At 45.5% G+C, this 21,270-nt stretch carries 15 protein-coding genes; 2 read left to right on the top strand and 13 right to left on the bottom strand.

Annotated elements, in window-relative coordinates:
- Nucleotides 1-9 precede the first annotated feature (9 nt).
- Both B5G11_RS05525 and B5G11_RS05520 read right to left on the bottom strand, forming a co-directional pair.
- Nucleotides 10-1,374 carry a dockerin type I repeat-containing protein gene (locus B5G11_RS05525; RefSeq protein WP_087252465.1) on the bottom strand — a complete coding sequence of 455 codons (1,365 nt, stop codon included), beginning with the start codon at nucleotides 1,372-1,374 and terminating at the stop codon, nucleotides 10-12.
- A 77-nt stretch (nucleotides 1,375-1,451) separates the two neighbouring features.
- The gene (locus B5G11_RS05520) at nucleotides 1,452-3,707 is read right to left on the bottom strand and encodes an Ig-like domain-containing protein (protein WP_087252464.1); all 2,256 of its coding nucleotides are present in this window, start codon (nucleotides 3,705-3,707) and stop codon (nucleotides 1,452-1,454) included.
- 195 nt (nucleotides 3,708-3,902) lie between these two features.
- Between B5G11_RS05520 and B5G11_RS05515 the strand changes: the two genes are divergently transcribed.
- Nucleotides 3,903-5,354: a hypothetical protein gene (locus B5G11_RS05515; protein ID WP_087252463.1), complete on the top strand. Its 1,452-nt coding sequence runs from the start codon at nucleotides 3,903-3,905 to the stop codon at nucleotides 5,352-5,354.
- Nucleotides 5,355-5,590: 236 nt separating this feature from the next.
- Here the strand turns inward: B5G11_RS05515 and B5G11_RS05510 are convergent, their stop codons facing one another.
- The 11 genes from B5G11_RS05510 to B5G11_RS05460 all read right to left on the bottom strand — a co-directional run bounded on the left by B5G11_RS05510 (nucleotide 5,591) and on the right by B5G11_RS05460 (nucleotide 20,697).
- Complete coding sequence (locus tag B5G11_RS05510) at nucleotides 5,591-7,351, bottom strand: glycoside hydrolase family 13 protein (protein WP_087252462.1); 1,761 nt, start codon at nucleotides 7,349-7,351, stop codon at nucleotides 5,591-5,593.
- Between the two features lie 6 nt (nucleotides 7,352-7,357).
- Nucleotides 7,358-8,812, bottom strand: a complete 1,455-nt coding sequence (malQ, locus tag B5G11_RS05505; RefSeq protein WP_087168089.1) for a 4-alpha-glucanotransferase — start codon at nucleotides 8,810-8,812, stop codon at nucleotides 7,358-7,360.
- 29 nt (nucleotides 8,813-8,841) lie between these two features.
- The gene (locus B5G11_RS05500; protein WP_087252461.1) at nucleotides 8,842-11,100 is read right to left on the bottom strand and encodes a glycogen/starch/alpha-glucan phosphorylase; all 2,259 of its coding nucleotides are present in this window, start codon (nucleotides 11,098-11,100) and stop codon (nucleotides 8,842-8,844) included.
- Nucleotides 11,101-11,126: 26 nt separating this feature from the next.
- Nucleotides 11,127-13,055, bottom strand: coding sequence for an amylo-alpha-1,6-glucosidase (locus B5G11_RS05495; protein WP_087252511.1), 1,929 nt, complete (start codon nucleotides 13,053-13,055; stop codon nucleotides 11,127-11,129).
- A 10-nt stretch (nucleotides 13,056-13,065) separates the two neighbouring features.
- Complete coding sequence (gene pulA / locus B5G11_RS05490) at nucleotides 13,066-15,003, bottom strand: type I pullulanase (protein ID WP_087252460.1); 1,938 nt, start codon at nucleotides 15,001-15,003, stop codon at nucleotides 13,066-13,068.
- A gap of 30 nt (nucleotides 15,004-15,033) precedes the next feature.
- Nucleotides 15,034-15,909: a sugar ABC transporter permease gene (locus tag B5G11_RS05485; RefSeq protein WP_087168093.1), complete on the bottom strand. Its 876-nt coding sequence runs from the start codon at nucleotides 15,907-15,909 to the stop codon at nucleotides 15,034-15,036.
- A 3-nt stretch (nucleotides 15,910-15,912) separates the two neighbouring features.
- Nucleotides 15,913-16,800 (bottom strand): sugar ABC transporter permease, encoded by an 888-nt coding sequence (locus tag B5G11_RS05480; protein WP_330677477.1) that lies wholly within the window; start codon nucleotides 16,798-16,800, stop codon nucleotides 15,913-15,915.
- A gap of 213 nt (nucleotides 16,801-17,013) precedes the next feature.
- Nucleotides 17,014-17,544 carry an isochorismatase family protein gene (locus tag B5G11_RS05475; protein ID WP_087168094.1) on the bottom strand — a complete coding sequence of 177 codons (531 nt, stop codon included), beginning with the start codon at nucleotides 17,542-17,544 and terminating at the stop codon, nucleotides 17,014-17,016.
- A gap of 41 nt (nucleotides 17,545-17,585) precedes the next feature.
- On the bottom strand, nucleotides 17,586-18,200 hold the full coding sequence (locus B5G11_RS05470) for a DUF4125 family protein (RefSeq protein ID WP_204229570.1): 615 nt from the start codon (nucleotides 18,198-18,200) through the stop codon (nucleotides 17,586-17,588).
- Nucleotides 18,175-19,932, bottom strand: a complete 1,758-nt coding sequence (locus tag B5G11_RS05465) for a DUF4037 domain-containing protein (RefSeq protein ID WP_087252459.1) — start codon at nucleotides 19,930-19,932, stop codon at nucleotides 18,175-18,177. The genes B5G11_RS05470 and B5G11_RS05465 overlap by 26 nt, the downstream gene beginning before the upstream one ends.
- A gap of 9 nt (nucleotides 19,933-19,941) precedes the next feature.
- Nucleotides 19,942-20,697: an exodeoxyribonuclease III gene (locus tag B5G11_RS05460; protein ID WP_087252458.1), complete on the bottom strand. Its 756-nt coding sequence runs from the start codon at nucleotides 20,695-20,697 to the stop codon at nucleotides 19,942-19,944.
- A gap of 117 nt (nucleotides 20,698-20,814) precedes the next feature.
- Here B5G11_RS05460 and B5G11_RS05455 point away from each other — a divergent pair, with 117 nt between their 5' ends.
- A complete protein-coding gene (locus tag B5G11_RS05455; protein ID WP_087252457.1) occupies nucleotides 20,815-21,258 on the top strand; it encodes a GNAT family N-acetyltransferase in 444 nt (147 codons plus the stop codon).
- Nucleotides 21,259-21,270 lie beyond the last annotated feature (12 nt).

Genomic DNA, 21,270 nt, shown 5'->3' with positions numbered 1-21,270 from the left:
ATTTTTACTTTAAAATTCTGTAATACTTCCAACTGCATATTTCAAAATCAGCCGAGCATCTTTCATTCCTACTTTTCCATCATTGTCCACGTCACCAAGCTTTTGCTGTTCTTCATTTAGTGTCTCACTCCCAACTGCCGCTTTCAGCGCAATTCTGGCATCTTTCATATTAATTTTTCCATCCTCGTTGATATCTCCGAAGCCCCCGGAAGGTGCATTTTCATTTAAATTCAAAATTTGCTTTGGACTTTCTGTAATCTCCCACACCTTATTGTATTCATCCAATGCGTAAACACGGTATGGCGGATTTAGTGTATATGAATAATCCAGCAACACGTAAATATCTGACACATGATCCAATACTTCCATTCCATCTTTTACTGCTTTCAGACTTTCGCTGCCTGTATCAATCAGCTGATAAGATGGCAGATTGGCGCCCAGTCCTTGAAAATCAAGGTCTTTTACCGCAATCGGATTTTCTTCAGATGGTGCTTTTATTTCCGATCCGTCCAACGTATAATATTTTCCATTTTCGGTTCTGAACAATTCCCCCATCCAGTTGCAGGATACCACTTGCCTGGAAACCAGTTCCGCTTTTGGAAAAGTCCGATACGGATACTCTGATGTTTTTTCTTCTTTTGCTTTCCATAGTTCATCATCTTCTGTAAAAAGATAAATGTAATGTTCTTCACTTTCCCATGAAGACGGTTCATATACTTCTTTTACACGCATTGGCTGATCACCGATCTTTTCTCCATCTAATACCTCACTATGATAGTATCCGTCCTCATCCTGATATCCCGCTTCTATAAAGCGGACCGATGAAATCCATTCACTATCCGATAGTTCTGCTACCCTTTCTGCCTCTTTTTCTCCTGTTTCTATATTTCCATAGTAAGAATACAACTCTCCGCTTTGCGTCAGGTAACGTTGTGTATCTATTTCACGAATTCCTGTCTTAACCTGTCTATAGTTACTGTTATCTCCTGCTGTTTTTTCCAGAAGTACTCCGTCCTTTTTCAAAATATAAGTATATTCTCCATTCCAAATACATTCCGATACATTCTCCATCCATTTTTTCCCATACATATAGAGCGCTCCGTCTGTATCTATGAAAAAGCTTCCTTCATCCCCCTCTCTTCCGTATTTCTGAACATGATCCGCCAGCTTCTTTGTATTCGGATATAATTGCCATAAATTTCCTTTCCCATCCGTCAATACCGCCTCATAAGATTCTGCGTTTTCATTCATATTGATCTGTTCAAAATGGAACCCTTGATTTTCTTTTGCCGAAACCGAAAAGCTACCACATGTCAGAATCATAAGAACTACTATCATTCCTGATTTAATTATCTGCTTATACTTTCCCTTCATAATTTCCTCCAAAAACAGAAAAGGCTTTACAGCGTTTCCTGTAAAAGCCTCTTCTGCTCATTCCTCATTCTTTACACTTATTTTCTCTTTCGGATGAAAACTCCAATAACTCCAAGCATTGCCACGCTTAACCCAAAATATCCTGCTACATTTGCAGTATCTCCTGTCTTAACCGCCTTAGAACTTGCTGAATTTACAGGACGTTTTCCCGGTTTTTTTACTGACTGATTAGTCTGAACTGTACCATTTGTGTCATTGTTGTTCTGTCCTGGTTTTGCAGGCTGACTGTTGTTATCCATATCAGATGAGTTTTCTTCCTTCGGCATAACTGTCAGCTCATAGGAAATCTCAAATTCTCCAACCTTTGCTGTAATCGTTGTCTTTCCTGCCTTTACCGCTTTTACAATTCCATCTTCGATTGTCGCTACTTTTTCGTCTGAGCTGCTCCATTCCACGTCTTTTACATCTGTTGTATTTTCCGGAATGTATACTATATACAGGTGTACACTATCCCCCTCCTGCATCTCAGGGAACATTTCTTCAAATTTGATCCCTTCCAAAGGAATTTCTTTTACTGTTACTGTACATTCTGCCGTAAAGCCTCCATCTTTTGCGACAGCTCGAATAACAGCTGTTCCTGCTTTTTTACCAGTTACAAGGCCATTCTGATTGACTACTGCAACTTCCTGATCGGTTGAATACCAGATTACGTCCTTTGAGTCATCTGTATTGGCCGGAATAAAATTCACACCAAGCTGAATTTCTTCTCCTCTATTGACTTCTGCCTCCTTTGCACTCATTTCAAGTCCTGTTGTGTGAATCAGAACTTTTACTTGTGCTGATACAGTCAAACCGTTTGCCGAGGTTGCAGATACAGTTGTAACTCCTCCCTTTAATCCAGTCACATTACCATTTTCATCAACAGAGGCGATTGTATTATCCTCTACATTCCATCTGATTGTCTTATCATCCGTTGTATCTTCTGGATTATATGTAACCTTAAATGATTTCGTCTCACCAGATTCCAGTCTCATTTCCGAAGGTGAAATCGTAATACTTTCGAGCGGAATATTAACTGTAACCTTACAAACCGCTGTTTTGTCTCCAACTTTTGCAGTAATTTCAGTTGTTCCCGCTTTGATTGCCGTAACAACACCATCTTTCACAGATGCAATTTCAGGGTTACTGCTGCTCCATATAACAGTTTTGTCGTCTGTTGTATCCTCTGGATTGTAAATAACCTTTAATGTTTCTGTTTCCCCTTTAGCAATCGTTGTTTCTGCTTTACTAAGAGAAATTTCATTAAGATGGATTTCCTTTACAGTTACTTTGCAAACTGCTGTTTTATCACTAACCTTTGCAGTGATTTCTGCAGTTCCCCCTTTTAATGCGTTCACTGTACCATCTGCTGCTACTGATACGACAGATGTATCACTGCTTGCCCATACAACATCTTTTTTGTCTGTTGTATCCGCCGGATCATAAGAAACAACTAATTTTTCACTTTGTCCTTTCTTTAAGTTTAATTCTGACTTATTTAAAGAAATTCCTTTCAATGTAGCAGTTACATTTACTGTACATACAGCCGTCTTTCCATCAACAGAGGCCGTAATTTTGGCTGTTCCCGGAGCCATTGCGGTAACTTTTCCATCTTTTGATACCGTAGCAACTTTTGCATCTGATGAGGACCATGTCACTGTCTTTCCTTTTCCTGCTGCTTCCGGATTATATGTTACTTTTAATGTTTCAGAAACACCCTTTTCCAAATTCAATTCTGTCTTGTTTAAAGAAATACTGTCCAAATCAACCGTAACATTTACTGTCAGTTTATTTACACTTACCTGACTTTCAGTTGGATTGTCAATCTCTACTTCATCATCACCATATCCGAATACAAAATCTGAAAATTCAGGCACAAAATTTAAAGTCGAATTTTTATAATCCGATTTTACCTTAAATGTAACAGTAAAAATCGTAGCTTCTTTCTCGATTCCTCTTGTTCCCATGTATCCTGCTCTGATTTTACCATCCACATCTGCTGTTTCCATGATGCCACCGTTATTTTCGACATCTCCACGTGCAACTGTTTTACATTCCAACGATGTTGTATCGTACGGCATTGTTATCATAAAACTGGATAAGTTTGAATCACTTTTCAGTTTTACAGTTACATTTAGTTCCTCCCCTGGTTTTACTGACGTTTTGTCCGTTGTCACCTGAAAAGCAGGCTTTGGCACATCTGCAGCTTTTACCATTTGCATGTTGAATCCGGCTCCTACAAGTAGGGTCAGTGCCATGACAAACGCCAGAATTTTTCTGACTTTTCTTTTCATTACCCTTTGTTTTCCTCCTTGCCTTTTTTGTATATATTATATATTCCAACATATACATTTTCAGTCTATTCACTCTATCGTTTTTCATCAATATGTGTCATCGTTTGTAGTCAATTTATTTTCTACTTTTTATATAGTTTTTTTGCCCATAATTTCTTATAATAATATAGCTATAATTTTATCTGGAGGGATGTTATGGAAACTGTTTTTTCACAATTATTGACAAAATATATTCATAGCAAAGATATCAATGTATATTCTATGGCACAATTCTGCGGAGCTGACCGTGCAAATATGTACAAATATATAAGCGGAGATCGCAAACCTCCGTCACTCGAACTTGTTCGGAAAATGTCTGCTTTCATGCAACTTACCCCTAATGAATGTGATTCCCTGCTCGAAGCCTATAATATTGCTTCCGTAGGAGCAAAAACATATTACCGTAGAAAAGCAATTCTAAATCTACTTACGAATTTTGAAAATTATACGATTTCGGAGTCTTCTTTAACCACTGTTCCTCCTTCTCGTTCTATCCCATTAGCGGAAGTCACCGTATTAAACGGTCAGACAAAGCTTCTCCAGTATATATTTGATATCCTGATGCTGGAATCCTCAAAGAAAAATGGATATGTTCGACTTTTAATGCCCCCGGATTTTCCAGCTGTTATTGAATACCTCGTATCTCTGGGATACCATGAGCATACATTGAAAATTGAACATATTTTTTGTCTGAACAACGCAGAGCAGTCTTTTCACCATGAACAGCCTTATAATCTGGAGTGCCTCCGTAAAATCCTGCCATTGTATGTATGCGGCTGCTCTTATAATTCATACTATTATTACAAGGATTCGCCTCCCGACGAATCTTTGCTGAGCTTATTTCCATATCTGGTTTTGACCTCCGAAAATGCCCTTATTTTTTCAGAATCACTAATGAAGGGGATTTTGTTTCATAATACTGCTTCAGTCAGTTTATATCAGGAGGTTTTCCAGAAATGTATACAGACTGTTTTGCCACTTGCAACAAAAATTCCTGATGTAATGTCTCAGCTTTGTTACCTACAGAAGCTAGATTTAAAAACAAAAAATACTTTGATGTTTGAACCTGTTCCATGCATGACGTATTTTATGCCAGAATCCTTCCTTGAAAAATATGTTTATAAGGATTCTGATTTTCGATCCTCTACCTTGGAACTACTCACGCTCTTCTTTTCGCAGGCAAAGGAAAATTTCAAAAACAGTAAAACAAGTTTTATATTTACAGAACAGGGGATACGTAATTTTCTGGAAACAGGACGTATTGAAGAATATCCTTCTAATATTTACGCTCCATTTTCCACGAAGGACAGACTATATCTTATACGGCTTTTTATGAAAACATGCGATCCTTCCCAGATGTATCTGCTCCGAGATCATTCCTTTCCCGCTCGAAACGGTATCTATATTTATATAACACCGAATAATGGATATCTGATGATTCCTGTCGCAAATGAGAGTCTGGAATACAGCCAGATCTTTCTTGATTTATCAGAGCCAGGGCTTTTGACAGATTTTTATGATTTTTGTTCCTATCTAAAGGATGACTGTTGTTACAGCTATAAAGATGCCATTGGACGACTAGAAAATATTCTTCTGGAATATCAATAATTGGCTCACCATGTATGTTTAGTCATCTATGCGCTATATTGAGTAAGAGACCGCAAAAGTATTTTAGATCTATTTGGAAAACATTTTTTCTACATATGGTTTCCACTCTGTTTTCCCTTAGGTTTTTACATCATACAAAAACCAATTTAACATAAACTCAGGGGAGGTAATGGCTCATATGAGTCACTACCTCCCCTGATATTACAGTAAAATATTGTCCGGCTACTGACATTTTCTTACCGCCCGATTCTCCGAATCAGTACTCCTTTCGGTTCCAGGCGTCCATCCTGATATTGTCTCTGGAACAGGATCTCTCCTTCTCCTTTCACTGTCACCGGTTCTTCCGTGCAGTTCAGAAGGATTTCGATCTTATTCTGCTCCTGATCAAGTTTAATATACTGTACCAGACGCGGCTCGTCATATGCTTCCGGGAAGTGGAAATACAGACTTCGCAGCGCCGGTTCCGTCTTCCGAAGATGAATCAGCTTCTGGATTTCATGAATCTTCTGCTGGTTTTCTTCGGTCTGAATCTGATCCCACGGCATACATCTGCGGCAGTCCGGATCGAAACTTCCTTCCATGGCAATTTCCGTGCCGTAATAGATGCACGGACTTCCCGGCATGGTAAAGAGAATCGCCAGCTGCTGGTAGAACAGGTCCAGATCGTGGAAGCGGTTCATAAGACGCTCCGTATCGTGGGAATCCAGAAGATTGAACAGTACATTGTTGGACTGCTGCATATACATCGTGTAGCAGTGGTTGATCATGTACTCGAAGTCTTCCTTTTTCATTGTCGGATCGATGAAGAAATCGTGGATACCGCTCATGAGCGGATAGTTCATGACGGAGTCGTATTCGTCTCCCATCAGCCACTGGCTGGCGTCATGCCAGATTTCTCCCAGAAGATAGATATCCGGTTTGATGGCTTTCACATGATCCCGGATCCGTTTCAGGAACCGGTGGGACACTTCATTTCCCACATCAAAACGGATGCCGTCAATATCATAGTCCCGGATCCAGCTTTCGCAGACATCCTGGAAATATCGGATCACGGACTCGCTGTTCGTATTGAGTTTCGGCATCTTGTCCGCAAAGGCGAAGGAATAATACCGCCCGTCTCTCGTACTTGCTTCTTTGTTCAGCATCGTCCAGTCGTTGACCATGAACCAGTCTGCGTAGGCGGAATCTTTCCCGTTTTTCTTCACGTCCAGCCATGGCGCAAAGTCTTTTCCACAATGATTAAAGACTGCGTCCACCATCACACGGATTCCATGTTCGTGCGCCTCTGCTACCAGGCGTTTCATCGTCTCGGAGTCTCCGAACTGCGGATCGATTTTTGTATAATCTTTTGTGTCGTATTTATGGTTGGAGTCTGCCTCCATAATCGGATTCAGGTAAATTCCGGTGATGCCGAGTTCTTTCAGATAAGGAAGCTTCTGACGGATTCCTTCCAGGTTTCCGCCGTAACGCTCTTCGTTTTTGACTTCTCCCTCATTTTTCCACGGAAGAATTCCCTCCCGGTCGTCTCCCGGCGTCCCGTTGCAGAAACGGTCCGGGAAAATCTGATACCAGATCGTATCATTTACCCAGTCCGGCGTCCGGTTCACATCAGCCGGATTCATCCATGGAACCGTAAAGCACTGAAGCATCCGGCCGTCCATCTCCATCTGCTCTTTTGTCAGAAATCCGTCTTCAAAATAATACCAGACCTCATCATCTGTGTGCAGTTCAAAATAATACTTGCAGCGCTTGTATTTCGGTACGAGAGTCGTAGTCCACCAGATCTGATGTTTCAGCCGTTTTTTGTAGACAATCTCTTCCCGGACTCCGGTCCACTTTTCGTTTCCTCCAAGAATTCCCGCTTCAAAGGGATCTCCATAATAGAGGAACACCCGCTTCACATCATATCCTGTCTTCAGATTGACAATCAGTTCCGATTCATTTAACGAGTAGCTCATCTGCTCGGTTGTTCTATGGTAAACTCCTGTAAAATCCATCTGTCATCAGGCCCTTTCTGTCATTGTTTTCCGGTAGTGTTTCAGTTCCTTCTTTGCCTGTGTAAAATCCGTAATTCTCCATTCCCAGTTCGGAGAGCCGACTGTTCCCGGCGTATTGATATGCCCTTCTTCTCCAAGTCCCAGAATGTCCGCCATCGGAATGATCGCGTACTCTGCCCTGCTCCGGAATGTATAGGTAAGGAGCCGGCCTTTCACGGAGCCCTGTTTGATGCCCTGACGTTTGAGGAAGCGGCGTACCTTTCTTTTTGCTGCCACGCTTAATCCCTCATACCACTGCATCAGCGTATCGTTGTCGTGGGTTCCGGTATAAATGATCATGTTTTCCACATCGTGGAAACTGTCGTAGGCATATTTTCCACCTGTTTCGATGGAAAAGACAAGGATTTTCATCCCTTTCAAATGATAATGGTCTTTTAATTCCAGTACTTCCGGGCGGAGTTCCCCAAGGTCTTCAGCCACCAGATTGAGTCCGTCAATCTTTGCTTTCAGTGTGTCGATGACTTCGTATCCCGGAGCTTCGATCCATTCTCCTTCAATGGCTGTCGGACACTCTGCCGGAATCTTCCAGAAAGTGTCAAACGCCCGGAAATGGTCAATCCGGATGATGTCAAACAGCTTCTGGTTGTATCCGATCCGGTCGGTCCAGAACTGATATCCATGCTCCTTCATATAGTCCCAGTTATAGATCGGGTTGCCCCACCGCTGTCCGGTAGCGCTGAAATAATCAGGCGGTACTCCGGCGATGAAGATCGGCCGTCCGTCTGTGTCCAGAAGGAAGTTATCCTTTCCGCCCCAGACATCTACCGAGTCCACACCCACATAGAACGGCACATCTCCCATGATCTGGATGCCGTTTTCGTTGGCATGCTTTTTCACTGCCATCCACTGAGTGAAAAATTCATACTGAAGGAACATCTGATAGGCCGCCTCGTCTTCCTGCTCCTTTGCGAGCGGTGCAGGCACTTCCGGCCAGGCTTTGTCTTCTGCTTTCCATTCATTCCAGCAGGCATTGCCGTTTGCCTTTTTCAGGGCACGGAATACCGCGTATTCGTACACCCACGTCTGTCTTGTAAATTCCCGGTACTCTTCCGTCTCCTGAAAATTGGCGAACGCTTCTTTCAGATACGGCTCTTTGAATGCCCGGACTGCATCATAGTCAACGGTTTTTGCGTTTTCCCTGAAGGAAGGCGCCTTCTCTTTCAACAGCCCCCCCTCATAAAGCAGGTCCAGACTGATGTAAAGCTCGTCTCCTGCGCAGGAGGAATACGGCTGATACGGAGAGTTCCCGTATCCCACCGGATTGAGCGGAAGAATCTGCCAGATCTTCACACCGTTTTCCTTCAGGGCATCGACAAACTCATATGCGTATGCACCCAGTTCCCCCACTCCCGTACGGGACGGGAGTGCGGATACCGGCATCAATATTCCTGTTTCTCTCATGATTGATCCCCTTTCATACCACATCCGGCCTACAGATGCCAGATGTCCTCATTGTATTCCCGGATAGTCCGGTCAGAAGAGAAGAATCCGGCTTTCGCAATGTTGACAAGCGCTTTCTTTGCCCATGTCTTCTCATCCTCATAATCTTCGAGCATCTGCTCTTTTGTCTGAATGTAATCTTTCACATCCAGAAGGGTCATGAACCAGTCTTTGGATACAATCTCTTTGTACAGTCTTGCAAGACTCACCGGATCACCGATGCGGATCAGGTCTTTGCTGATGATAAAGTCTACCAGCTCCTCGATCATCGGATCGTTGTCATAAATCTCGCCGGAGTTGTATCCTGCTGTATCGTAAAGTTTGATGACTTCTTCTGATTTTGCGCCGAAGATGTAGATGTTCTCATCTCCTACCAGCTCGTGAATCTCCACGTTTGCTCCATCTTCCGTTCCCAGTGTCACGGCACCGTTAAGCATGAATTTCATGTTTCCGGTTCCGGATGCTTCCTTGGAAGCAAGGGAAATCTGCTCGGAAATGTCACATGCCGGGATCAGTTTTTCCGCCTTGGTAACATTGTAGTTTTCTACCATGACAATCCGCATGTACGGACGTACCGCCGGATCGTTTTCGATCAGTTTCTGCAGGCAGAGGATCAGATGGATGATATCCTTTGCAATCGTATAAGCCGGCGCTGCCTTTGCACCGAAGATCATTGTAATCGGGCGTTTTGGCAGATTGCCTTTCTTGATTTCTTTGTATTTGTAAATTGCATACAGTGCGTTCATCTGCTGTCTCTTGTACTCATGGAGACGTTTGATCTGGATATCAAAGATGGAATTCTCATCGATTTCCACTCCCTGTGTCTGCATCAGATAATTCTTCAGTGCAGTTTTTGCGTTTTTCTTGATCGCTCTCAGATCACCAAGCACTTTCTCATCGTCCTTGTATACGAGAAGCTTTTCCAGATTGGAAGCGTCATCCATGAATTCCGGTCCGATCAGGTCTGCCAGATAATCAGACAGCTCATGGTTGCAGTGTACGAGCCATCTGCGGAACGTGATTCCGTTCGTCTTATTGTTGAATTTTTCCGGATAAATGTCGTAGAACGGCTTTAACTCGGATTCTTTCAGAATCTCGGTATGAAGAGCCGCTACTCCATTGACTGCGTAGCCAAAGTGAATGTCAATGTGCGCCATGTGTACCCGGTCATGATTATCGATGATGTACACTCTTTCATCGTGGAAGTCTCTTCTGACACGTGCGTCCAGATCCCGGATGATCGGCATCAGGTGCGGAACGACCTTCTCCAGATAATGGATCGGCCATTTTTCCAGTGCCTCTGCCAGAATTGTGTGGTTCGTGTACGCACAGGTTTTTCTTACAACATCCACAGCGGTATCCATGTTAAATCCTCTCTGCATCAGGAGACGGATCAGCTCCGGAATGACCATCGTCGGATGGGTATCGTTGATCTGGATTGCCACATGATCATACAGCTGATAGAGGTTGTATCCTTTCTCCTCCGCCTCTGCAAGGATCAGCTGTGCCGCGTTGCTGACCATGAAATACTGCTGATAGATTCTTAACAGCTGTCCTGCCTCGTCACTGTCATCCGGATAGAGGAAGAGTGTCAGGTTCTTCTTGATATCCTCTTTGTCAAACTGGATACCGTCATGGATGATGGACTCGTCCACAGAATCCAGATCAAACAGATGCAGCTTGTTGCAGCCGTTTTTATAACCCGGCACATCAATATCGTACATTGTGGAAGTCAGAGTGAAATCTTTAAACGGCACTTCAAAATGGCGTTCCGTCTTTGTCAGCCAGCTGTTGTCTGTGATCCACGGGTTTTTCTCTTCTCTCTGCTTGTTGTCAACAAAGGTCTGACGGAACAATCCGTCGTGGTAGTTTAAGCCCACGCCGTCTCCCGGCAGTCCCAGTGTCGCGATGGAATCCAGAAAACACGCTGCCAGACGTCCAAGTCCTCCGTTTCCAAGGGACGGCTCCAGCTCGGCCTCCTCGATTTCTGTAATATCTTTGCCGTGATTTTTCAGTACCTCTCTTGTCTCATCAAACAGGCCAAGGTTAATCAGGTTGTTGGATAACAGTTTTCCAATCAGGAATTCCGCGGAAATATAATAGAGTTTTTTATTTCCTTCATTCCTCTTCATTCCTGCCATTTTCTCTTTTGTAATGCATAAAAGCGCTGTATAAATTTCTTCATTGGACGCATCGCTGATGCTTTTTCCATAGTTCTTCTGTAACATCTCCTGTAATAACTGTTCCATCTTTGTTCTCCTTTCGATGTGTGTTCTTATTTGACTGCTTCATATACACGCAGAATTTCTCCTACGCTCCACGCCTGGGCGAAGCATCCCTTAGACGAGGATGGATTTCCTCCGTCGTAAATCTCCGGAAGCTGTCCGATACAGCCCTCCCTCATGGCGCTTTCCATGACTTCCAGCTGTTCTTTGACTTCTTCTTTCGCCTCTTCGCTGTATCCGCATACCTTCAGATATGCCAGATAATAAGCGCCAAGCGGGAAGGTCCAGACCGTTCCCTGATGATATGCCAGGTCACGTTCTATCATCTCTCCCCCGTAAAACGGGTGGAACTCTTCGTCCCCTTCTTCCAGCGTGCGCAGTCCGTAAGGGGTGTACAGTTTTTCATAGACGGTGCGCACCACCTGCCGTTCCTGATCTTTTTCCAGCATGGTAAACGGCATGGATACGGCCCAGATCTGGTTGCACCGGATCTGCATGTCCGCCTTTGTTCCGGATACGAGATCTTTCAGGCATCCTCTCTCTTCATTCCAGAACTGTTCCCGGAAAGAAGTGCGTGTCCTGTCCGCAAGCACCCCATACCTAGTATATTCCAATCCAAGTTCAGATGCAAATATTTCCATAATCCGAAGTGCATTATACCAGTAGGCATTGATCTCCACCGGTTTGCCATGTCTTGGCGTCGGAAGGATTTCTCCCACCCGGACATCCATCCAGGTCACCTGGTCCAGGCCTTCTCCTGCCCGGATCAGGCCGTCTTCTTCCATCCGGATGCCGTGTCTCGTTCCCTCCCGGTATTTTGTGATGATCCGTTCCATCACAGGCCAGACTTCCTTGACAAAGTCCATATCCCCCGATGCCTGATAATACAGATACACACAGTTGATAAACAAAAGAGCTGCATCCACTGTATTGTACCTAGGCTCATTCTTTCCTTCCGGGAACAGATTCGGCATCAGACCGTCACGCTCGTTTGCTGCAAAGGTCCTCAGGATCTCTTTTGCCGTCTCATACTGCCCGGTGGAAATGCAGACACCCGGAAGAGCAATCATCGTATCCCGGCCCCAGTCCTCAAAGAACGGGAAGCCTGCAAGAATCGTTTTTCCTCCTGTAGATTCCCGGTCTGCTACAAACTGTGCCGCACTCTTTACAAGAACCTTTGCCATCGGATCCGCAAATCCGGCTTTTTCCTCCAGCGCTTTTCTGTACTTCTTTGTCTCCGCAATCACTGCCTGCGCATCGGTTCTGCCTTGTTCCATCGAGCAGACGATAGAAAGTGTCCTTCTTTCTCCTGCCGGAACCTGCATCCGGATCTTCAGCACCGCTTTTGCCGTTCCGCTCTCCCTTCTGCCGTCGCAGGCATCATAGCTGTAATAATACGTCTCTGTCTGCTCCTCCGGGAGGATTTCCCCGTTCGTCTCGAAATAGAGAGTCAATCCGTCTGAAGAAACGGTATTCCCTTTTCGTTCAAACACCTGCTCCTCCACCAGATCCTCTCCCTTTCTTACAAACTGTAAAAAAGGTGTAACGACAAGCTCTGCATCAAACAGGCTTTGATTTTTCATCTCATAGACAACTGCCACCGTATTTTCCTGCTGGGTCATACCAATTTCTTTCCGGATCCGGACACCTTTTGTCTCCCAGCGCCAGACCGGAGTATCCTCAAAGGAGAATGCGGACAGATGCTGATATCCTTCTTCTTTTGTCCCGTCCGCAAACTCCTGCGCCGAGAGAATCTGTTTCTCTTCTCCGATCCGGATCTCTTCTTTCATACGATGGATCAGATTGTATCGATGATTCGGTGCCTTCGTACATGCCATCAATAGCGCATGGTCATTTCTCGTAACCGAACCGGTCGTCGTCAGAGAGGAAAACCCTCCCAGTCCGTTTGTCAGAAGATAACAGTTTTCCTGTCCTCTTGAAAGTGTTTTAAAATCCTGTTTTCCGTATATCCATTTCATAAATCTGTCTTCACTTTCCTGTTTGTCCAAGTACTAATACACTGTGGCTGTCCACCTTTACCGTTCCTTCTGTAACAAATGGATCTCTCCACAGATTGCTGCTGTATCCATCCAGAAGGACTTCCCATTTTCCTTCCGGAAGCTCAACCGCAAATTTTTCATTTCTACTATTATAAATAATACATAACGTTTCCCATCTTGACGGTGCTCTTTCGTTTCGATTATCCACCGTAAACCCAACTGCTCCGTCTGTTTTCCACCGGTTCTGAATCCTTTTCCATGCGTTCCTGGATTTGTCGCAAAGTCCCGGAAGCTGTTTTCTCAGATGAATCAGTCCGCTGTAATACTCTGTAAGTTCATACTGTTCATAAGCCCGTTTCCAGTCCAGCCGGTTGATCTCAATCGGCGCATTGTAGGAATTTTCCAGTCCGTCTTTCGTGCGGGCAAATTCCTCTCCGGATAGGAAGAACAGATTTCCCTGGCAGGTCATGTAGATGGCCGCTGCCATGCGGTTGGCCTGCATCCGTTCTTTCTCATCCGGGATTGTCAGGGAGAGTTTATCCCACAATGTCCAGTTGTCATGGGCAGATACATAGGTGATGACCTGAGAAGGTGCTTTCACCTTCGATTCCGGGCCGCACCAGGCGCGGACGGAAGCAAGAATTTCCTCCTCCAGGCCTTCTCCCCCATTGACAAATCCCGGCTCCTCCCCTTCGAATGTATGACCTTTTACCGCATCCCGTGTATCATCACAGAAGAAGCCTACATGCGGATCCAGCTGGTCCACATGGCATTTCAGTGCCGGAACCGCCTGTTTTTCCATCGGAGTTTCATCTGCAGACCACGGTTCTCCGAATACCATCTTTTCCCCTTTACCATACCGGAGCGCAAGTTCCTTCTCAATCCGGTTCATCAGTCCCGTATCCAGAAGCCCCATCAGGTCAAACCGGAAGCCGTCGATGTGGTATTCTTCAGCCCAGTAAAGAACGGAGTCCAGAATGTAGTTTGCGCACATGCTCCGCTCGCTCGCCACATCGTTCCCGCAGGCAGAACCGTTTGCGGTCTCCCCGTTTTCGTGGACACGGTAATAGTACCACGGCACCGTTTTCTGGAACCAGGCATCAAGGGAATAGGTATGATTATAAACCACATCCATGATGACCCGGAACCCGTTTTTATGCAGAAACTGGATCATCTCCTTGAATTCTTTGATCCGGACCTCTCCGTTTCTTGGGTCCGTCGAGTAGGAGCCTTCCGGAACGTTATAGTTCACCGGATCGTATCCCCAGTTGAACTCCCCTTCTGTCTTGCTTTCATCCACAGATCCATAATCGTAGGCCGGCATCAGCTGCACGTGGGTGATACCGAGTTTCTTCATATAAGAAAAGCCCGTGGGATGCACGCCGTCGTGGTCTAGTGTCGTATTCTCACAGGTAAATGCCTTATACTTCCCCCGGAAAGCTGCCGGGAATCCTCCGGACGGATCCCAGGAATATTCCCCGATATGCAGCTCATAAATAATCTGTTCCTGCTGATAAGCGGGGGAAACATCTTCCTCCCATCCTTTAGGATCTGTTCTTTTTAAATCTACAATCATGCTCCTCTTTCCGTTGATCCCGCAGGCTTTCGCATAAGGATCCGCCGAGCATATCATCTTTCCCTCTATGGAAAGTTCAAAATCATAGTATACTTTGTGAAGCACTTCTTTTGTCCGGTATGCCCAGACACCTTTGCCCTCTTTTACCATCGCTTCCGTCCGGTATGAATCTTCTGATTCTCCATCATGATAGAAGCGGACTGTTACAGACTCGGCCACCGGGCTCCACAGGAGGATGGAAGTTCCATCCTCCGTGCAGGCTGCCCCGAGGTCATGCCCTTCATAGGTATAGTTCTGTTCAAATTCCGGATCTGAATAAAATGTTTTCCATTCTTTTGCTGTCTTTCTCATCTGTCTGTCCCTCATTCAAATCTGATTGTTTTAGCCCTTTACAGCACCGGACATACCGTCCACGTAGTATCTCTGCATGAACAGGAAGAGGATCGCGATCGGAATTGAAATCAGCACCGCTCCTGCAGCGAAACTTGTGTACCAGCTGTCAATATATTCTTTCTGAAGCATATTCCAAAGTCCGATCGCAACTGTATACTGGTCGGAGTTTGCACGGCAGATTACCTTTGCGAAAATGAAATCCAGCCATGGTGACATGAAAGATGTCAGTACCGTGTAAATAACGATCGGTTTACTAAGCGGCAGTGTAATCTTCGTAAAAATCTGCCACCTTGTACATCCATCGAGAAGCGCCGCCTCGTCCACCGCAATCGGAACCGTATCAAAGAATCCTTTTGCGATCTGGAAGCTTAAGCCTGCTCCTCCTGAATAACACAGGATCAAAGCCAGTTTGATCAGATTGCCTTCTGTAAGGCCAATTGCCTTCAGGATGAAGTACACCGCAATCATTGACATGAATCCAGGAAACAGACCAAGAATCATCGCCATGTTCATGTATGGTTTCCGCAGTTTAAATTTCAGTCTGGACAGACAGTAGGAAACTGCCAGAACATAAAAGGTAGATAAGATACAGGAACATACTGCGATGAACAGCGTGTTCATGAACATCTGCGGAAAGTTCAGGATTGATGTATCCGTAAACAGTTTCACATAGTTGTCAAGTGTGAAGCTTTGCGGGAAGAAGGTGGAAACATAGGATCCTTTTTCCGCCCGGAAGCTCGTCAGTATTACCCAGATAATCGGGAATACCCAGATAAACGCCAGTATGGCAAGTACGACATGAACGATCGTATTATTGATAAAACGTCTCTTTTTAGCTGAGCGTACTTTTGTTTTCGCAGCCATGATCTAGAATCCCCCTTCTTCTTTATATGATTTACTGTTGCGGTAAGTAAGGAGCGCCGCAATCGCCAGAATGATAAATGTCAGGATACCGATAACCGCACCGATGTTGTAGTACTGTTTGTCTACGGTCAGTTTGTACAGCCATGTTACAAGCAGGTCAGTGCTTCCTGCCGTGGATTCCAGATTGGTAACCGGATCTCCTCCCGACAACAGGTAGATAACGTTGAAGTTGTTGACGTTTCCTGTAAATGTTGTAATCAGGTATGGTGTCGTCACATACAGCATGTACGGAAGTGTGATCTTAAAGAAGATCTGCACTGCATTGGCGCCGTCCACTCTGGCGGCCTCGTAAAGTTCACCCGGAATATTCTGAAGGACTCCGGTCAGCTGAAGCAGTGTATATGGTACACCAACCCAGATATTGATTACAATAACCGTTACTCTTGCCCACGTTGGATCCGTAAAGAACGGGAGGCTTGCATCCTGCGCAATCAGTCCCAGATTACGAAGCAGGACATTGACCGCGCCTTCCGGCTGAAGCATTGTTCTCATAATCAGAAGAGAAACGAACATCGGAACCGCACAGGAGAGTACGAAGCAGAATCTCCAGAATCCCTTTGCCTTTGTATCTTTCCGGTTGATTACAATAGAAAGAATCATACCGAAAATATAGTTGCTGAATGTTGCGAAGAACGCCCACACAAGTGTCCATCCAAGTACAGACCAGAACGTGCTTCCCAGGATACTGCTGGAATCAAACAGCGCTTTGAAGTTGTCAAGTCCCACCCAGTCAAACAGCATCAGATGATTGTCGATTTTACTGTAGTTCGTAAATGCCATACAGATCATAAAGATCAACGGCAGAATCGTCAGCGCACCGATAAAGATCATCGGCGGAAAATGCGGCTACTATGCACTGGACAGCCTGATGAACGATGTTTCCATCGGAACGCTGCTGCTTCACGCAAAGCTGATGGTGAGAAATTCTACAGGAAAGGCATCGGAAAAGAACTTCTAACAAAAAACTCCTCACAGAAATCACCGTACTACTATGTACCATGCATTTCTGCGGGGAGTTTTTCAGTCTGCCAAAAGCATCGTTTTTTATTTAATCAGTTTTTGTATTTTTTTTGCCTCCGGCGTTCCTGCTTTTCCAAGAATCTCAAACAGCAGCGCTTCGTAGGTGGTCAGAACGGCACCTTCCATCTTTGCCCGCTCCAGAGCCATCTCCATATCCCGCGGCTTTCTGCTGGAAATGCAGTCCGTCACCAGAACCGGCGTATATCCTTTTGCCTTCAGATCGATCACCGTCTGCAGCACGCAGATGTGTGATTCGATTCCACAGATAATTACCGTGCGCTTCTCTCCAAGTTTCGGAATGACTTCCTCAGCCGCACTGTAGCTGATCTTTTCCAGATAGTCACCGGTTCCTGCCGCTTCTGTAATCTCCGGCACTGTCATTCCAAGTCCTCTTGTATACTGCTGCGTGATATAAATCGGAATTCCAAGTTCTCTTAGTCCATTCAGGAGAATCACTGAATGTGCCAGCAGTTCCTCTTTTTCATACATAACCGGCATGAGCCGTTCCTGATAGTCTACCGCTACTGCCGCCATATCTTCCCGTTTCATCAACATCTGCTCTGTCTCCTTTTCTTCTGTCTTTATGGTTCTATTTGTTATTTTTGCATTTGCTCCGCTTCTTCCAGAGACTGGTATCCATAGAAACGGACCATGAATCCGAGATTCTTCTCCGTCAGGTTTTCCCCTTTTTCGGCCATCTCCCGAATCATCCGTGCATACAGTTTGATGGTCCGGTCCGAAAAGGTGCCGATTTCACCTCTTAAATAAGTCTCCTGGGAAGTATCCCATGGTGTGTCTTCCGAGGTATGGATCTTTCTTCCGGTACTGCCAAGCTTCGGATATCTCCGGGCGAAGTCCTCCGCCCACGCAATTTCCTGCCGGATCACTTCTTCCTGCAGACAAATCCGTTCTTCACTCCGCTTTGGAAGAATATCCCGGAAAGCTTCATATTCTTTTGGCGCTGTACTTTCCATCATTCTGGCGTACTTTTCCGTCAGCAGATTCCAGCCGTCCGCCCATGCATCCTGAAGATCCGCAAGATAACTCTTCAATACTTCCTCATTCCACACAAGGAACTGGCTGTTTCTCATAATCTCAAAGGTCTCTTTGTCATCCTGGCAGGAGGCCCTGCCGCCCTCATTGTGAACATTCTGGAACTGCTGCCATTCCATTTCCACAATCTCTTTAATCAACTGGTTTTTGTCCATCATGTCCCTTGTCCTTTTCTATTTCCATCAACTTTTCCAGCACTGACGCCTTGTGGACTTCCAGAAAATCATCCTCCCTGTCGGAAATCCCCTGCCCGTTCAGCTCGCCTGCCACAATCCGGCAGATCTGTTCGATTTTCTCTTCTATATCTTTGTCCGTCGTCTCTTTTTCCATCAGTTCTTCCAGCAGCCCCCTGATCTCCGGAACCCTCTGAAATTCCTCCATGCCTTTTATTTTCCATTTGTAAAACGGCATGTAGGTTTTGTTCAGAAGATATGCCGTCTCCACCGCCGCAGAGAGGAACTCTGACAGGGAAAAATACATGGCTCCAAGAGCATTTCTCTTTTTGGCACGCGGGAAATTATACTGTCCCGCCTGAGCCATTTTTCCAAGTGAAACATAGAGCCGTTTCAAGCGGACGCTCTCCGGTTCCATGGAAAACGCCGCTCTTCTCTTCGTAAATTTCCCGAGCGGATCATCAAAGATCTCGCCGCTTACTGCGGTCCGCAGAGATTCCTGAGAAATGGGAAGCCAGTCTTTGTCTTCCTTCGGTGCTTTTTTATATCCGGTCAGATTCCGGAAAAATGTCCCGATCTCAAAGACGCCGACACGCTGCTTTCCCTGCTCCGTCGTATTTCTTGCCGCATAGCCCATAAATTCTTTTGGAAGCGCGTCATAGGCTTCCTGCAACTTCTGCCCGATTTTCCGATAATCTTTTTTCGTCAGCCACAGACAAAATCCCGGACCGAAATCGTGATCCGTGGACCAGGCATCGTCGTACCCCAGACATTCCGAGCCTTCTCCTACAAGCCCGGCCGCAATCCGCCCGGCATATTCCGGGAACTGCTCTTCGATCATCGTTTTTCCATATTCCTCATAATAAGCTTTTGCAAGTTCCAGACCTTTCATCTGGCTCTTCTCGGCCGCCTGCCGTCTTCTCAGCAGATCCGAGACAATTTCCAGATTCCGTTTTGTCACCTGATAGTACTCATTTTCACCGTAGAACCGGAAAATTTCATCCAGGGCTTTCTGATAGCATGCCTGAGATGCCTCCAGATTTCCTTCATGGAAATACGCTTCGCCAAGTCCGGACAGCGCTGACGCATAGTGAGAATCCTTCCCGTCCGGCATCTTTTCAAAAATCCGGACCGCCTGTTCCATATGCGCTTTTCCTTCGGCCGTCTCGTTCATCTGGAAACAGAGATTTCCCAGGTTCGTATGGGTAATTGCCACTTCTACGTCTGCATCATCCAGCTTTCTGACAATCTCCATTGCCCGCTCCAGCTCCCGTTTCGCCTCTTTCAGACGTCCCGTTTCACTGTACAGAAGACTCAGATTATTATGAAGCGATGCCATATGGTAGTCCGGCCCTGTAATATACCTCCGGTAAATTTCGTATGCCTGTCCGTAGAGCGTTTCCGCCTCCTGATATTTCCCTGCGGCACGGTATCCCGTCGCAGCATTTAACAGCATCGTGCCATACTGCATCGTGCCGTCAAGCCCCAGCTCGTCCGCAAGCTCCATGGCCTGTCTGGTGCAGAGCAGACATTCCTCATATCTTCCTGCCGCCCGGTAATATCCCATCAGTTCATTCAAAATTGCAAGGATCGCTCCGTCATCCCCGCAGGATGCCGCCTCTTTCAGTCCCCGTTTCAGGTACCCTTCTGCTTCACGGCCTTTCCCGGATGCATAGAGCAGATCCAGTCCTTCTAAAAATCGCTGTAGATCAAACATCGCTTCTTCCTATCCTTTCATATCCAGTTCCACCGGACAGTGATCGCTTCCCATGACCTCCGTCAGAATCTTCGCATCTTCCAGACGGTCTTTCAACGCTTCTGACACTACGAAGTAGTCAATACGCCAGCCTGCGTTCTTCTTTCTTGCGCTGAACCGGTAGGACCACCAGGAATAAATTCCTTCCTGATCCGGATAAAAATACCGGAAAGTATCGATAAAGCCAGCAGCTTTCAGCGTCCGGAATTTGTCCCGCTCTTCATCGGTAAATCCGGCATTTTTCCGGTTGGTCTTCGGGTTCTTAAGGTCAATCTCTTCGGCTGCGACGTTCAGGTCTCCGCAGAAAACAACCGGTTTTTTCTCTTCCAGACGCTTCAAATATGCAAGAAAATCCGTCTCCCATTGCATCCGGTAATCCAGTCTTGCAAGTTCACTCTGGGAATTCGGTGTATAAACCGTGACAAAATAAAAGTCCTCAAACTCCAGAGTAATCACACGCCCTTCCTGATCGTGCTCTTCGATGCCGATGCCGTACTGTACCGAAACCGGCTCCCGTTTCGTAAAAATAGCAGTTCCGGAGTATCCTTTCCGTACCGCATAGTTCCAGTACTGATGATATCCTGGAAGCTCCAGATCCAACTGTCCCTCCTGCATCTTTGTCTCCTGAATACAGAAAATATCTGCATCCGCCTCCTGAAAGAAATCCAGAAATCCTTTCTGCACACATGCGCGGATTCCATTTACATTCCATGATATAAACTTCATGTAACTTTCCTCCTGTATCTTATCTGATTTTCATTTTAAATTCATCATTACCAGACTAGTATACCATGAATCCATGTGGTAAACTATAACTACTTCTGTCAGGAAAGGAAAGTTATCATGAAAATCAAAAAAATCACAGAAAACAAAAAGCAGTTTCTGGATCTGCTTCTGCTTGCAGATGAGCAGGAAAGCATGATTGACCGTTATCTGGAAGCCGGCGACATGTATGCGCTTTATGATGAAGATCTCAAAGGCGTCTGTGTCGTGACATGCAGTGATGACGGCACCTGCGAGCTGAAAAATATCGCGGTTTACGAACATTGTCAGGGATCTGGATATGGCAGGAAGATGATCGATTATGTCTGCGGACTTTATTCCGGAAAGTATCATACCATGTATGTCGGAACCGGAGACAGCCCGCTGACTGTTCCGTTTTATAAAAAATGCGGCTTCACCGAGTCTCACCGGGTGAAAAACTTCTTTACCGACAACTACGACCATCCGATTTTCGAATGCGGAATTCAACTCGTGGATATGGTCTATTTGAAAAAAGAACTGTAAAAACACAGGAGG

Origin of the sequence: Drancourtella sp. An57 (assembly GCF_002161525.1) — a bacterium.
Taxonomy (GTDB): Bacteria; Bacillota; Clostridia; order Lachnospirales; family Lachnospiraceae; genus Sellimonas; species Sellimonas catena.
The sequence above is the reverse complement of the archived record's forward strand: the minus strand, read 5'-3'. Positions and strand labels throughout refer to the sequence as shown.

What these genes read in the sequence shown, in the direction of transcription:
- B5G11_RS05525 (WP_087252465.1), bottom strand. Translation starts at nt 1,374, where the DNA reads ATGAAGGGAAAGTATAAGCAGATAATTAAATCAGGAATGATAGTAGTT.
- B5G11_RS05520 (WP_087252464.1), bottom strand. Translation starts at nt 3,707, where the DNA reads ATGAAAAGAAAAGTCAGAAAAATTCTGGCGTTTGTCATGGCACTGACC.
- B5G11_RS05515 (WP_087252463.1), top strand. Translation starts at nt 3,903, where the DNA reads ATGGAAACTGTTTTTTCACAATTATTGACAAAATATATTCATAGCAAA.
- B5G11_RS05510 (WP_087252462.1), bottom strand. Translation starts at nt 7,351, where the DNA reads ATGGATTTTACAGGAGTTTACCATAGAACAACCGAGCAGATGAGCTAC.
- malQ (WP_087168089.1), bottom strand. Translation starts at nt 8,812, where the DNA reads ATGAGAGAAACAGGAATATTGATGCCGGTATCCGCACTCCCGTCCCGT.
- B5G11_RS05500 (WP_087252461.1), bottom strand. Translation starts at nt 11,100, where the DNA reads ATGGAACAGTTATTACAGGAGATGTTACAGAAGAACTATGGAAAAAGC.
- B5G11_RS05495 (WP_087252511.1), bottom strand. Translation starts at nt 13,055, where the DNA reads ATGAAATGGATATACGGAAAACAGGATTTTAAAACACTTTCAAGAGGA.
- pulA (WP_087252460.1), bottom strand. Translation starts at nt 15,003, where the DNA reads ATGAGAAAGACAGCAAAAGAATGGAAAACATTTTATTCAGATCCGGAA.
- B5G11_RS05485 (WP_087168093.1), bottom strand. Translation starts at nt 15,909, where the DNA reads ATGGCTGCGAAAACAAAAGTACGCTCAGCTAAAAAGAGACGTTTTATC.
- B5G11_RS05480 (WP_330677477.1), bottom strand. Translation starts at nt 16,800, where the DNA reads ATGATCTTTATCGGTGCGCTGACGATTCTGCCGTTGATCTTTATGATC.
- B5G11_RS05475 (WP_087168094.1), bottom strand. Translation starts at nt 17,544, where the DNA reads ATGTTGATGAAACGGGAAGATATGGCGGCAGTAGCGGTAGACTATCAG.
- B5G11_RS05470 (WP_204229570.1), bottom strand. Translation starts at nt 18,200, where the DNA reads ATGATGGACAAAAACCAGTTGATTAAAGAGATTGTGGAAATGGAATGG.
- B5G11_RS05465 (WP_087252459.1), bottom strand. Translation starts at nt 19,932, where the DNA reads ATGTTTGATCTACAGCGATTTTTAGAAGGACTGGATCTGCTCTATGCA.
- B5G11_RS05460 (WP_087252458.1), bottom strand. Translation starts at nt 20,697, where the DNA reads ATGAAGTTTATATCATGGAATGTAAATGGAATCCGCGCATGTGTGCAG.
- B5G11_RS05455 (WP_087252457.1), top strand. Translation starts at nt 20,815, where the DNA reads ATGAAAATCAAAAAAATCACAGAAAACAAAAAGCAGTTTCTGGATCTG.